Origin of the sequence: Actinoplanes sp. NPDC051513 (assembly GCF_044454685.1) — a bacterium.
Lineage (GTDB): Bacteria > Actinomycetota > Actinomycetes > Mycobacteriales > Micromonosporaceae > Actinoplanes.
Window position 1 is genome coordinate 375,190 of the sequence record NZ_JBITDW010000005.1, and the last position, 13,352, is coordinate 388,541.

Sequence of the window (13,352 nt, forward strand, 5' to 3'; positions counted from 1 at the left end):
ATGGCCCGGTGTGGGACAACGCGGCGCGCGGCTCGTCCGTCGACTCGGCCGATCGCGGGCGTTGCCGACCGGGTGACCGGCCGCCGGGGCGGACGAAGCGGGTGGGATCATCATTTGCGCCGATGGAGGCCGCCCTCCACACCACCGTGCCGGTCGCGACGCGGGCCGGCGAGGTGTGGCAGCGGCTGCTCCCGATCGCCGTGGCCGGTCATCCTCGGAGGCAGGCCCGGACCGCGCCATCCTCGGAGGTAGGCCCGGACCGCGCCATCCTCGGAGGTAGGCCCGGACCGCGCCATCCTCGGAGGTAGGCCCGGACCGCGCCATCCTCGGAGGTAGGCCAGGACCGCGTCATCCTCGGAGGTAGGCCAGGACGGCGCGGACGCGCCGGTGGTCGTCGGCGTCCGGTGGCAGGCCGAGCTTGCTCAGCACGCTGCCGATGTGCTTCGCGACCGCCGCCTCGGTGACCACCATGCGCCGGGCGATCGCCGTATTGGAGCGCCCCTCGGCCATCAGGGCGAGCACCTCCCGCTCCCGCGACGTGAGCAGGCTCAGCGGATCCCGCCGCCGCCCGAGCAACTGCCGCACCACCTCCTGATCCACGACCGTCTGCCCCTCGGCGACCGCGACAAGCGCATCCACGAAGTCGGTGACATCCCCGATCCGGTCCTTGAGCAGATACCCGACCCCGGCCCCCTTCCCGGCGTCGTTCCTTCCCGCGTCCTTCCCCGCGTCGAGCAGCTCGGCCGCATAGGCCGGCGCGACATACTGGCTGAGCACCAGCACCGGAAGCTCCGGGTCCGCGGCCCGCAACTCGATCGCCGCCCGCAGCCCCTCGTCGCTGAAGTCCGGCGGCATCCGCACATCGGTGACCACGATGTCCGGCCCGTGCTCGGCAACCGCGGCCCGCAACTCGTCCGCGTCCCCGACCGCCGCCACGACCTCGTGCCCGAACCGGCGCAGCATCACCGCCACGCCCTCGCGCACGATGAGCCCGTCCTCGGCGATCACCACCCGCAGCCCGGCGCCCAACGGCCCCCCGCTACCCAAGCTCTCCCCCGCCGTCCTCATGTCAGCACCGGCATCTCGACGTGCAGGACGGTCGGGCCGCCCGGTGGGCTGGAGATCGCCACCGCGCCGTCGATCGCCGCCACCCGGTCGGCCAGCCCGACGAGGCCGGAACCGCCCGACGGTTCTGCGCCGCCCCGCCCGTCGTCGCGGACCTCCAGGATCAGGCGGCCGCCGGAAACCTCAGCCGTGACCGAGGCCCGGCGCGCCCCACTGTGCTTGGCCACGTTTGTCAGCGCCTCCACCACCACGAAGTAGGCCGTCACCTCGACCATCGAGGAAAGCCGGACGGGCAGCCGGACGTCGACGTCCACCGGAAGCGGCGCCATCCCCGCCACCTCGGCCACCGCCGCCTGCAGCCCGCGGTCGGTCAGCACCTTGGGATGGACGCCCCGGATCAGCTCGCGCAACTCGGTCAGCGCCTGTTTCGCCAGCTCGTGTGCCTGCGCGACCTGCTCGGCCGCAGCCGACCCGGCGGGCAGCTCGAGCCGGGCCATGCCCAGCTGCATGCTCAGCGCGACCAGCCGCTGCTGCGCCCCGTCGTGCAGGTCACGCTCGATGCGCCGCCGCTCCAGCTCGAACGCGTCGACCAGCCGGGCCCGCGACTGGGTCACCTCCACCAGCTTGATGCCGGCGTCGTCGAGGCGCGGCGCGAGAATCGCCCGGGCCATCGCGGCGCGGGCGCCCGCCCAGGCGGTCACCGGGTAGAACATGATGATCGCCATCGTGATGCCGCTGAACGCCACCGGGATCGTGATGTACAGCGGCGAGTCGTCGATGTAAAAGGGCCCCGCGATCAAATTCAGTGGCAGCAGGACAGCCCCGACCAGCACCAGCGCGTCCATCCAGCACAGGATCAGCGCGGAAAGCGTCGTGTAGCCGAGCTCGCGCCACGTCGCCTGCTCGCGCAGCCGGAGCAGAACCCACGCGCGCAGCCCCGCCCGCGGCGCCGGCCGGTGCGGGTCGGGCAGCGTGTTTTCGTCAACCAGCCGCATCCGCCACCGCTCGAGTCGCCCGACCGCGACCCCGGAGAGAACGGTGGCGATGTATCCGGCGATGCCGACGACAACGACTGACAGCACGATGCCCGCCGCCACCAGCACAAGCACCGCGACGATCGTCGCGCAGCCGATCAGCACCCCACCGAACAGGTAGGCCAGCGACCGCCAGGGCCAGGCCGACCGGAGAAAGTCTGTCGGCCGCATCGAGAGCGCTTCGAGCGCGTTGCGAACCGGCATGCCCCGACGCTACCGGCCGGCCGCCCTCGCGTCGGTAGTGCTGGATATACCCTCGATTCTCCACCTGGCTCTACTGTGCCGAGGCCGCCCGGACGGTTGGCTGGTGGGCATGACAACGGGGCACACAGCGGCGGTCGAGCTCAGGACCGTCACCAAGAAGTACGGCGCCGGCGAGCGTGGGGTCACCGCCCTGCACGACCTGAGCGTGACCTTTCCGGCCGGCACGTTCACGGCGGTGATGGGGCCGTCCGGGTCCGGCAAGTCGACGCTGCTGCATTGCGCGGCGGGGCTCGACCGGTCCACCGGCGGCGACGTGATCATCGACGGCACGGCGGTCGCCGGGCTGTCGGAGCGGGCGCTGACCCGGCTGCGGCGCGAGCGGGTCGGGTTCGTCTTCCAGGCGTTCAATCTCGTCGCGGCGCTGACCGCCGCCCAGAATGTGGCGTTGCCGCTGCGGCTGGCCGGCCGCCGCCCGGCACCGGGCGAGGTCGCGGCGATGCTGGCCGAGGTCGGGCTCGCCGATCGGGCCGGCCACCGGCCCAGTGAGATGTCCGGCGGGCAGCAGCAGCGCGTGGCGATCGCCCGGGCGCTGGTGACCCGGCCGGCGGTGCTGTTCGCCGACGAGCCGACCGGCGCGCTCGATGCCAAGTCGGGCCGCGAGGTGCTGCGGCTGCTGCGGGAGTCGGTCCACCGGCACGACCAGACCGTCGTGATGGTCACCCACGATCCGTTCGCGGCGGCGCACGCCGACCGGGTGCTGTTCCTGGCGGACGGGCGCCTGGTCGACTCGCTCGACGGGCCGGCCGGCGCGCAGGAGATCGCGCTGCGGACGGCGCGGCTCGAGGAGGACCAGCCTTCACAGGTCCGGCTCGAGGAGAACAAGCCTTCTGAGGCCCGGCTCGGGCAGACCAGGTCGACGGGGGTGGCATGGTGACGATCGCCTGGCAGATGGTGCGCCACCGGTTCGCGAGCTTCGCCGGCACGTTCGTCGCGATCGCGCTCGGGGTGGCGGTGGTGGCCGGCTCGACGACGGTCTACCTGTCGTCGCGACCCGAGGCGCCAGAGCGATATTCGGCCTCGCCGGTCCTCGTGCGCTCGCCCTCGGTGGGCACGAATGACTACGGCGAGCCGGAGTACCGGTCGTGGACCGCCGCCGACGCGACCGCTTTGGCCAGCCGACTGGCAGCGCTGCCCGGCGTCACCGTCGCCGCGGCGGATCCGGTCTTCTACGTGCAGCGGATGGCCGGCGGGCGGGCGACGGGCGATCCGGAAGCCGCCCGGCTCGACGGACACGCCTGGTCGTCGGCCGCCCTCGGCGACTATCGGCTGACTGCGGGCGCGCCGCCGGAGAAGCCGGGCGAGGTCGCGGTTGCCGGGTCGGCGCCGGGCAGCCGGATCGAGGTGCTGACCGCTGACGGCCCAGCCACCTGGACGGTGACCGGCACGGTCGGCGGGCCCGGGTTCTACGTCGCGGACGACGTGGCGTTGCGGATGTCGCCCGGGGTCCGCGTGATCGGTCTGACCGTCGACGGCGACGGCGACGCGGTCGCCGGGGCGGCGCGGGGTGTGGTCGGCACGGCCGGTGAGGTGGTGACCGGAAGCGGGCGCGACTCGCTCGAGCCGGTCAGCATCACCCGCACTCGGTGGATCGGGGCGCAGCTGCTGATCGCGCTGGTGGGGCTCGGGGCGTTCGTGGCGGTCTTCGTCGTGGCTTCGACCTGCGCCCTCAGCGCCGCCCAGCGGCGGCGCGAGATCGGACTGTTGCGGGCGGTGGGCGCTACTCCCGGCCAGGTGCGCCGGATGATGTACGCGGAGACGCTCGTCGTCGCGGTCCTGGCCGCGCTCGCCGGGCTTCCGATCGGCGCGCTCATCGCGCCGCTCCTGGCCGGCCCCCTCGTGGACGTGGGGCTGGAACCCGCAGGGTTCACGGTGACCGCGCAGCCGCTCGCCCTGGCCGGGGCCTTCGTCCTCGGGGTGATCGTCGCGCTGGCCGGCGTGTGGGTCGCGGCGCGGCGGGCGAGCCGGGCATCGGCGCTGGACGCGCTGCGCGAGGCGGCCGTCGAGCGGCGGGCGATGACCCCGGCGCGGTGGATCGTAGGGGTCGGCGCCGCGGCCTGGGGCGTGTTGCTGCTGGTCACCCTTCCGCAGATGGATGTCAACGTGCAGTCAACGGCGGGGATGGGCGCGGCGATGCTTCTGCTGACGTCGGCCGCGCTGCTAGCACCGGTGGTGATCGTGCCCCTGGTACGGCTCGTCACCTGGCCGTGGCGGCGGGCCGCGACCGGCATGCTGGTGCGGGAGGGCACGCGGGTAGCGGTACGCCGCGTGGCGTCGACGTCGGCGCCGGTGCTGCTAACCGTGGGCATCACGGTCCTGCTCACCGGGACGATCGCCACGATCGACAACATCTCGGGCATCGACGAGGCCGCCAAGCTTCCGGCGGCCACCGTGCTCGCGCCCGACGGCGTCCCGGGCCTCAGCGACGCCGCCGTGCGGGTGCAGTCCGGCACGTCCCGGCTACCAACCCGCGTGCTGATCACCCACGGCGGCGCCATGGCCGGCTACGAAGCGGCTGGGATTCCGGCAGCCGAGTTCCGCAAGCTCGCCGACCCGAAGGAGCCGTTCGTCGGCGGCGAAACGGCGCGGGCAACGGCGCAGGACGGCGGGCTGGTGCTGGACCCGGCGACGGCCAAGACGCTGGGCGCGGCCGAGGGCAGCGTGATCGCCCTGCAATGGCCGGACGGGACGGCCGAGCGGGTGCCCGTCGCGGCCGTCGCCGACGCGGAGCCCGGCGTGCTGCTGACCCGGGAGGCGGTCCGGCGGCACGATCCGGCGGCGCTCACCGACGCCGTCCTGCTCAGCGAGCCGCCGGTGGCCGCGGCGGGGGCGCGGGCGATGCCGGTGCGGGAGTACGTGCAGATCGCCATCGACGAGGAGGGCGACCTGGTCGACCTGTTCCTGGTCGTTCTGATCAGCCTGACCGTGGGCTACACGGGGCTCGCCGTGGCGAACACGCTGCTGATGGCCACGGCGGCGCGGCGGCCCGAGTTCCGGGCGCTGCGGCTGGCCGGCGCGACCACCGGGCAGGTCCTGCGGGTCACCTCGGCCGAGGCGGTGCTGGCGGTCGTGGTGGGCACGGCGCTGGGCGGGGCGGTCGCCGGGATCTCCCTCGAAGGCGTCCGTGCCGCGGTCGAGGCTGAGCTGTCGCGGGCTGTGCCGCTGGTCGTCCCGTGGGGCGCCGCCACCGCGGTGACCGCGGCTTGTGCGGTGGTGGCGCTGGCGGCCACAGCGGGTCCGGTGCTGCGTCACAGGGACGTCGCAAGCGGGGGTGGATCATGAAACAAGGCCGAAACGGAGGGTTCTTCAGCGCGGCGCGGCATGCTCGAATGAGACCCAGGCCACACCGCCGACACGAAGGGGACCGCCCGCATGCTCAACCTCTCCGTCCTGCTGGAGGACAGCGCCCGCAACTACCCGGAGCGCGCCGCGGTCGTGCTGGGCGGCCAGCGCCTGACCTACGCCCAGGTGGACGCGGCGGCCAACCAGGTCGCCAACCTGCTGGTGGAGCGGGGCATCCGGCCCGGCGACAAGGTCGCGCTCTCGTGCCCGAACTTGCCGTACTTCCCGGTGGTCTACTACGGGATCCTGAAGGCGGGCGCGGTCGTCGTCCCGCTGAACGTGCTGCTCAAGGGGCGGGAGATCGCCTACCACCTCGGCGACTCCCAGGCGAAGGCCTACTTCTGCTTCCAGGGGACGGCGGAGCTGCCGATGGGCGCCGAGGGCTACGCCGGGTTCGGCCAGGCCGAGGGGTGCGAGCACTTCTTCCTGATCACGGCGGACCCGGCCGCCCCGTCGCCGATCGAAGGAACCGAGACGCTGGGGGCCGCGCTGGCCGGCAAGCCGCCGAAGTTCGAGGCGGTGCTGCTGCCCGAAACCGACCCGGCCGTCATCCTGTACACGAGCGGGACCACCGGTCAGGCCAAGGGCGCCGAGCTCTCCCACGCCAACCTGATCCTCAACGCGCTGACCTGCAATCGCCTGTTCAGCAGCGTGCCCGGCACCGACACGCACCTGCTGGTGCTGCCGCTGTTCCACTCGTTCGGCTCGACCGTGAATATGAACGCGGGCTTCGCGACGGCGGCGACGCTCGTGCTGCTGCCCCGCTTCGACGCGGCCGCCGCGGTGAAGCTGCTCGAGCAGGAGGACGTGACCTTCTTCGCGGGCGTCCCGACGATGTACTGGGGGCTGCTCAACGCGCTGACCGACGAGGTGGACGTCGCGCGGATCGCCCGCACCATGCGGGTGGCCGTCGCCGGCGGCTCCAGCCTGCCGGTGGAGATCATCAAGGAGGTCAAGGAGCGCTTCGGGGTCACGATCCTCGAGGGGTACGGGCTGAGCGAGACGTCACCGGTGGCGACGTTCAGCGACCCCAACAGCGATCCGCGGCCCGGCTCGATCGGCATCCCGATCTGGGGCGTCGAGGTGAAGCTGATCGACGAGTCCTGGAACACGATCGAGGGCGCCGACGAGATCGGCGAGATCGCGATCCGCGGCCACAACATCATGCGCGGCTACTACAACCGTCCGGAGGCGACCGCCGAGGTGATGCGGGACGGCTGGTTCCGCAGCGGCGACCTGGGGCGGCGCGACAAGGACGGCTTCTACTACATCGTCGACCGGGCGAAGGACATGATCATCCGGGGTGGCTTCAACGTCTACCCGCGGGAGATCGAGGAGGTGCTGATCACGCACGAGGCGGTCTCGCTGGCCGCGGTCATCGGCGTCCCGCACCCCAGTCACGGCGAGGAGATCAAGGCGTTCGTCATCCTCAAGGACGGCGCGACGGTCACGGAAGACGAGCTGATCGCCTGGGGCAAGGAGCAGATGGCCGCGTACAAGTACCCGCGCGTCGTCGTGATCGTCGAATCGCTGCCGATGACCGCCACGGGCAAGCTTCTCAAGCGCGCCCTGAGCTGACGCCACCGCCCGCCCGCGGCTCGAGCGGGCCGCACGGCTCGAGCGGGCCGCGCGGGCCGCGCGGCGTGAGCGGGCCGGGCGGGCGTGCGACCGCGAGCGGCCGAACCGGTGATCGGCCTGCGCCCGGTGGGGGACCCACCGGGCGCCGCTCGTCCGTAGACTCACCCTTTCACCTCGGGGTGGCGGCGTCGGGGCAAGCAATTCAGGGCGGGCCGGTGGCGCCGACGCGTGCCGGGCCGGGTTGAATGATCACTTGCGTGGATACCGCACAGTAGGACGCGCGGTGACACGGCCCGACGGAGGAAGCTTGAGCACAGCCTTGGTGGCCCGGCCAGCGCCGGGCGCGCAGGTACCGGCAGGACCCGTCGGACCGGTGGGCGGCATGCCCGTCCCGCGGCGGCGACGAGGCGTGTTCCGCCGGCTGGGCGGCCTGCGGCACAGCTCGCCGGGGCGGCTCCAGCTGCTGCTCGGCGCGCTGCTCACGCTCGGCGTCCTCACCGGCCTGGTCGCCGGCCTCACCGGCAACTCCGCCGCGGGCGGCACCAGCGACCTGGGCAACCGGGCGCAGCCGCTGCTGGTCGAGGCCGAGACCATCTACTCGGCGCTCGCCGACGCCGACACCACGGCCGCGCAGGCGTTCCTGGCCGGCGGGCTCGAGCCGGCCGCGCTCACCCAGCGGTACAACGAGGACCTGGAGCGGGCGACCACGGCGATCAGCTCGGCGGCCCGGCGCACGCCGGAGGGCAGCGAGGCGGCGGTCTCGGTGGGCACGCTCTCCTCGGGCGTCGCCCGGTATGCCGCCTTGGTCGCGACTGCCCGCGCTGACAACCGGCAGGGCCTTCCGGTCGGGGCGTCCTACCTGTCCGCCGCGTCCGAGCTCAACCGGCAGACGCTGCTCCCCCAGGCGCAGAACCTGTTCCGCATCGCCCAGGAGGAGGTCGACGACGGCTACAGCAGCGCCTCGAGCATCGGCTGGGTGTTGCTGCTCGTGGCCCTCATCCTCGGGCTGCTCGCCGTCCTGGTGCTGGGCCAGCGCTACCTGAGCCGGTCCACGCACCGCACGTTCAACGTGCCACTGGTCGGCGCGACCGTGCTGACCGTGGTGCTCGCCCTCGGCATCCAGGTCGTCCTGGCCGGGCAGCACTCGCACCTGGGCCGGGCCAAGGACGACGGCTCGGCGCCGGTCGCGAAGGTTGCCGAGGCCCGCATCCTGGCGCTGCGGGAGCGCGGCGACGAGGCGCTCACGCTGGCGGCCCGCGGCAGCGGCAGCACGTACACCACCGACTTCACGCAGTCGTCCGAGCAGCTCGGCTCCGCGCTCGGCAACGAGTACTTCTCCACCGACCTGCGCGACAAGCACAGCGCCTACCTCGCCGCCCACCGGAAGGTGCGCGAGCTCGACGACAACGGCGACTACGACGGCGCGGTGAAGCTCGCGATCGGGCCCGAGACCACGCAGCAGTTCGAGTCGTTCACGACCGGGCTCAACACCGTGATCGAGGAGCACAAGGCCGACTTCACCCGGGAGATCGGCGCGGCCGGCCGCGGCCTGGGCCTGCTGACCGTGTTCGGCCCGCTGCTCGCCCTTCTGATCTGCATGCTGGCGTTCATAGGGATCCGGGCCCGGCTGGAGGAGTACCGATGACGCGTACGCGAATGGGCCTTGCCGTCATCGCGACCGGCGCGACCCTTCTCGCCCTCGCCGGATGCGCCGGCGACTCGTCGCCGCTGCCCTCGGCCAGTGGCCGGGCCACGACGGGAACGCAGGCGCCCGGCCAGGCGCCCGCGCAGGCCGCGCCGGACAAGTCGTGCAACCCGCGCGCCAGCCTCAAGCCCACCGGCACGCTCCCCCAGCCGGGGCACATGCCGGCCGGCAGCTACATGGCCGAGATCCAGAAGCGCGGCCGGCTCATCCTCGGGACCAGCCAGGACACGCTGCTGTTCAGCTCGCGCAACCCGTTCACCGGCAAGGTGGAGGGCTTCGACGTCGACATGGGGCGCCAGATCGCGCAGGCGATCTTCGGGGATCCCGACAAGATTCAGATAAAAGTCATCGCGTACGACAAGAGGGTCAGTTCCGCGATGGACGGCAGCGTGGATATCGTCGCGGACACGATGACGGCGAACTGCGCGCGCTGGAAGGACGTCAACTTCTCCAGCATCTACTACGAGGCGGGCCAGCGGGTGCTGGTGTCGAGCGACTCGACCGCGAAGGGCATGGACGACCTGGGCGGCAAGAAGGTGTGCGCCGCGTCCGGCTCGACCTCGTACGACAACATCGCCGCCGCCCCGAGCAAGCCGATCGCGGTCGCGAAGGCTGCGTTCGGCGACTGCCTGGTCTCGTTCCAGCAGAACGAGGTCGATGCGATCTCGACCGACGACACCATCCTCGCGGGGATGGCCGCGCAGGACCCGTACGCGAAGGTGGTCGGCCCGAAGTTCACGCAGGAGCCGTACGGGATGGCGATGTCGCAGAAGCATCCCGAGTTCACCAGCTTCGTGAACGCGGTGCTGGCGAAGAATCGCGCGAACGGGACGTGGACCGCGACGTACAAGAAGTGGCTGGGCGCGTTCGGCGCGGCGCCGGCCCCGCCCGCTGCCGAGTACCGATGACCGCGCCGTCGATCGCGCCGGCCGACGCCGAGTTGCTCCGCCTCGAGACCGCGATGACCGCCATCGCGTCCAACCTCGTCGACCTCGACGACAACCCGGCCCGCAAGGATCTCGACAAGACCAAGCTGACCGGCGCGACGGCCGAGGCGTGGGCGGACGCCACCGACGCGCTGTCCCAGCTGTGGGACGGCTACCGCATGCTGACCGACGCGATCGCGCAGGCCCGCTCGCTGCGTGATCAGCGCAAGCTCAGCGACGCCGACCGGGCCACGTTCGTGCACCGGGTGCTCGGCAAGTCGATCACGCTCTCGACCACGACCGTGCCGCTCGCCCAGCGCGGGCTGCTCGGCGCCGGGCAGGTGCACACCACCTGCACGCCGGCCGAGCTGCTGTCGGCGATGGAGGCCGCCTTCCACACGGCGGTGTCGGTCGCGACGCGGGCCGGCGAGGTGTGGCAGCGGCTGCTTCCGGCAACCGCCGACACGACCGCCTCGGTCGACAACGTGCGCGTCCTGATCCGGCTGCACGGCGGCAACCAGGCCACGATCGACGAGGCCGACCGGCGCCTGGGGAGGTTCACCGCGTCGCTGGCGACCGACCCGCTCGGCGTCGACGAGCGCGAGCTGAACGCCGTACGCGATCTGGTCGCTCGTGCGGACGCGGAGCGCACGTCGGCCGCCGAGCTGAAGGAAACGCTCACCCAGCGCCTCGCCGACGCGCACGCCCTGGCCGGTGAGCTGGCCGAGGCCCAGAGGGCAGCGGACGCCGCGGCGGAGAAGGCCGCGGACCGGTTCCGCGGGCAGGACATCATCCGGGTACGCGGGGCCGACCTGCGCCCGGATCTCGCGGCCGTCGACGCGCTCGCCGCTGCCGGGCAGTGGGCGCTGATCAGCCCGCGCCTCGCCGACTGGACCCGCCGGACCCGGGAGAGGCTGGCCGCGCTGCGCCAGGCGGCGGCGCACAACGACGGGCTGCTCGACACCCGCAACGAGCTGCGCGGGCGGCTCGACGCCTACCGGGCCAAGGGGCTGCGCCGCGGACTCGGCGAGGATTCCCAGCTCACGCCGCTCGCCGACGCGGCGCACACGGCGCTGTACACGGCGCCGTGCGATCTCGACGCGGCCCGCGTGGCCGTCAACGCCTACCAGGATGCGCTCACCGCCACGATCGCGAGGGACGGCCGATGAAGTGCGAACGCAACTGCCCCGGAACGATCGAGGACGGCTACTGCGACACCTGCGGGATGGCCCCAGCGGCCGGCTCCGCGGTGACCGCGACAGCCGGCTCCCCGGCAACAGCGGCTACCGGTTCCCCGGCGGGCGCGGCAACCGGCGGCAACTGGGCCACCGCGGGAACCACGCCGCGGCAGCGCACGGGTGACACCTCGCCTTCCGCCCGGACGGGCGCGCTCTCCACCCGTACCGGATCAAGCGGACGAACCGGCAGCTCCCGCACCGGATCGCGACGCCGGCGCTTCGGCGCCGGCCTGGTCGACATCACCCCCATCGTGCAGGCCGACCCGGCCACCGCCGTCATGTCCACGGCCGAGGTGCCCGAGGAGAAGCGGTACTGCGCGAAGTGCGGCAACCCGGTCGGCCGGTCCCGCGGCGAGCGTCAGGGACGCGCCTCCGGCTTCTGCCCGTCGTGCGGCGAGCCGTTCAACTTCACCCCGAAACTGGTCAAGGGCGACCTCGTCGGCGGGCAGTACGAGGTGGTCGGGGCGCTCGCGCACGGCGGCCTCGGCTGGATCTACCTGGCCGTCGACAAGAACGTCTCGGACCGCTGGGTCGTGCTCAAGGGCCTGCTCAACTCCGGCGACGAGGACGCCCTCGCGGCCGCGGTGGCCGAACGGCGCTTCCTCGCCGAAGTCGAGCACCCGAACATCGTCAAGATCTACAACTTCGTCGAGCACGACGGCGCCGGCTACATCGTCATGGAGTACGTCGGCGGGCAATCGCTCAAGGACATGCTCAAGAAGCGCCGCACGGCGAACGCGGGCAACGCCGACCCGATCCCCGCCGACCAGGCGCTCGCGTTCGTGCTCGAGATCATGCCGGCCTTCGCCTACCTGCACGACCGTGGCCTGATCTTCTGCGACTTCAAGCCGGACAACGTCATCCAGTCCGGCGATCAGATGAAGCTCATCGACCTCGGCGGCGTCGTGCACATCGACGACATGGACGCCGCGATCTACGGCACCGTCGGCTACCAGGCGCCCGAGATGGCCACCGACGGCCCGTCGATCGCTTCGGATCTCTACACCATCGGGCGCACCCTGGCCGTGCTCACCACCGACTTCCGCGGCTACCAGAGCACGTTCAAGGACAGCCTGCCCGACCGCGGCGAGATCGCCGTCTACCAGCAGCACGAGTCGTTCTACCGGCTGCTGCTGCGCGCCACCCGCACCGACCCCGCCGAGCGGTTCGTCGACGCCGACGAGATGAGCGGGCAGATGCTGGGCGTGCTGCGCCAGATCCTCGCGGCGGGCGGCGAGCCACGCCCGGCGCCGTCGCGGCTGTTCACCGGCGAACTGCGCACCGACCTCAAGTCCGACGTCCCGCGCTGGCAGGACCTACCCAGCCCGATGATCGACCTGACCGACCCGGCCGCCGCGTTCCTGGCCTCGGTCACCGTCACCGAGCCGGCCGAGGTGCTCACCCTGCTCGGCAACGCGCCGGAGAACACGATCGAGGTGCGGCTGCGCTCCCTGCGCGCGCACATCGACATGGGCGGCGACTTCAAGGGCGCGCGCGATGCGCGCGACGCGTTGCTGGCCAGCGACGGCGCGGACTGGCGGGTGGCCTGGTACGACGGGCTGCTCGCGCTGGCGGCAGAGCATCACGAGTACGCCCGGCAGCGGTTCGACGCGGTGTACGCGGCCCTTCCCGGTGAGCTCGCGCCGCAGCTCGCGCTCGGCCTCGCGCTGGAGCTGGCCGGGGACCCGGCCGCGGCCGGCTACTACGACGTGGTGAGCCGCACCGATCCGGCGTACACGACAGCGGCGGCCGGGCTCGCGCGCTGCCGGCTCGGCGCGGGCGACCGCAGCGGGGCGGTCGAGGCGTACAACCGCGTGCCGGGCACCTCGTCGGCGTACCGCAGCTCGCAGGTCGGCGCGGTGCGGGCGCTGGTGCGGGCACATCCGTCCGCGGCGGCCGACGTCACCTCGTTGTCGGCCGCGGCGGCCCTGATCGAGCGGCTCGAGATCGAGGCCGCGCAGCTCGCCGCCCTCCGGGCCGAGCTTCTGGAGCAGGCGTTGCGGACGGTCAACGGCGGCAAGGCGCTGCCCGCGACCGTGCTCGGGCCGGCCCGCTCCGGCGAGATCCGGGAACGGGACATCCGGTTCGCGCTCGAGGACGCGTACCGCGAGATGGCCCAGGCCGCGCACGGCCCCGAGAAGATCCGGCTGGTGGATCTCGCGAACGCGTCCCGCCCGCGGACGCGCACATGAGGAACGAGGCA

9 protein-coding genes are annotated in these 13,352 nt (G+C 72.7%); 7 read left to right on the forward strand and 2 right to left on the reverse strand.

The annotated features are described in order from the left end of the window. Positions 1-348: 348 nt before the first annotated feature. Complete coding sequence (locus ACIA5D_RS19625) at positions 349-1,068, reverse strand: response regulator (RefSeq protein ID WP_396031420.1); 720 nt, start codon at positions 1,066-1,068, stop codon at positions 349-351. After that, positions 1,065-2,303: a sensor histidine kinase gene (locus tag ACIA5D_RS19630; RefSeq protein WP_396031422.1), complete on the reverse strand. Its 1,239-nt coding sequence runs from the start codon at positions 2,301-2,303 to the stop codon at positions 1,065-1,067. Before ACIA5D_RS19630 ends, ACIA5D_RS19625 begins: the two co-directional genes overlap by 4 nt. Positions 2,304-2,412: 109 nt before the next feature. Between ACIA5D_RS19630 and ACIA5D_RS19635 the strand changes: the two genes are divergently transcribed. The 7 genes from ACIA5D_RS19635 to ACIA5D_RS19665 all read left to right on the forward strand — a co-directional run bounded on the left by ACIA5D_RS19635 (position 2,413) and on the right by ACIA5D_RS19665 (position 13,341). Next, complete coding sequence (locus ACIA5D_RS19635) at positions 2,413-3,237, forward strand: ABC transporter ATP-binding protein (protein ID WP_396031423.1); 825 nt, start codon at positions 2,413-2,415, stop codon at positions 3,235-3,237. Continuing rightward, positions 3,231-5,642: an FtsX-like permease family protein gene (locus tag ACIA5D_RS19640; protein ID WP_396031425.1), complete on the forward strand. Its 2,412-nt coding sequence runs from the start codon at positions 3,231-3,233 to the stop codon at positions 5,640-5,642. The genes ACIA5D_RS19635 and ACIA5D_RS19640 overlap by 7 nt, the downstream gene beginning before the upstream one ends. Before the next feature lie 90 nt (positions 5,643-5,732). Next, a complete protein-coding gene (locus tag ACIA5D_RS19645; RefSeq protein WP_396031427.1) occupies positions 5,733-7,280 on the forward strand; it encodes a long-chain fatty acid--CoA ligase in 1,548 nt (515 codons plus the stop codon). Positions 7,281-7,662: 382 nt separating this feature from the next. Then, entirely contained in the window at positions 7,663-8,925 is a 1,263-nt protein-coding gene (locus ACIA5D_RS19650) for a hypothetical protein (RefSeq protein WP_396031429.1), read from the forward strand. Continuing rightward, complete coding sequence (locus ACIA5D_RS19655; protein ID WP_396031430.1) at positions 8,922-9,893, forward strand: glutamate ABC transporter substrate-binding protein; 972 nt, start codon at positions 8,922-8,924, stop codon at positions 9,891-9,893. The genes ACIA5D_RS19650 and ACIA5D_RS19655 overlap by 4 nt, the downstream gene beginning before the upstream one ends. Next, positions 9,890-11,080 (forward strand): hypothetical protein, encoded by a 1,191-nt coding sequence (locus ACIA5D_RS19660; protein ID WP_396031433.1) that lies wholly within the window; start codon positions 9,890-9,892, stop codon positions 11,078-11,080. The genes ACIA5D_RS19655 and ACIA5D_RS19660 overlap by 4 nt, the downstream gene beginning before the upstream one ends. After that, on the forward strand, positions 11,077-13,341 hold the full coding sequence (locus ACIA5D_RS19665) for a tetratricopeptide repeat protein (RefSeq protein WP_396031435.1): 2,265 nt from the start codon (positions 11,077-11,079) through the stop codon (positions 13,339-13,341). Before ACIA5D_RS19660 ends, ACIA5D_RS19665 begins: the two co-directional genes overlap by 4 nt. The last annotated feature ends 11 nt before the right edge of the window (positions 13,342-13,352 follow it).

Bases quoted from the DNA above. Each gene is read 5' to 3' on its own strand.
- ACIA5D_RS19635 (WP_396031423.1), top strand. From the start codon at position 2,413: ATGACAACGGGGCACACAGCGGCGGTCGAGCTCAGGACCGTCACCAAG.
- ACIA5D_RS19630 (WP_396031422.1), bottom strand. From the start codon at position 2,303: ATGCCGGTTCGCAACGCGCTCGAAGCGCTCTCGATGCGGCCGACAGAC.
- ACIA5D_RS19660 (WP_396031433.1), top strand. From the start codon at position 9,890: ATGACCGCGCCGTCGATCGCGCCGGCCGACGCCGAGTTGCTCCGCCTC.
- ACIA5D_RS19665 (WP_396031435.1), top strand. From the start codon at position 11,077: ATGAAGTGCGAACGCAACTGCCCCGGAACGATCGAGGACGGCTACTGC.
- ACIA5D_RS19645 (WP_396031427.1), top strand. From the start codon at position 5,733: ATGCTCAACCTCTCCGTCCTGCTGGAGGACAGCGCCCGCAACTACCCG.
- ACIA5D_RS19640 (WP_396031425.1), top strand. From the start codon at position 3,231: ATGGTGACGATCGCCTGGCAGATGGTGCGCCACCGGTTCGCGAGCTTC.
- ACIA5D_RS19650 (WP_396031429.1), top strand. From the start codon at position 7,663: ATGCCCGTCCCGCGGCGGCGACGAGGCGTGTTCCGCCGGCTGGGCGGC.
- ACIA5D_RS19625 (WP_396031420.1), bottom strand. From the start codon at position 1,068: ATGAGGACGGCGGGGGAGAGCTTGGGTAGCGGGGGGCCGTTGGGCGCC.
- ACIA5D_RS19655 (WP_396031430.1), top strand. From the start codon at position 8,922: ATGACGCGTACGCGAATGGGCCTTGCCGTCATCGCGACCGGCGCGACC.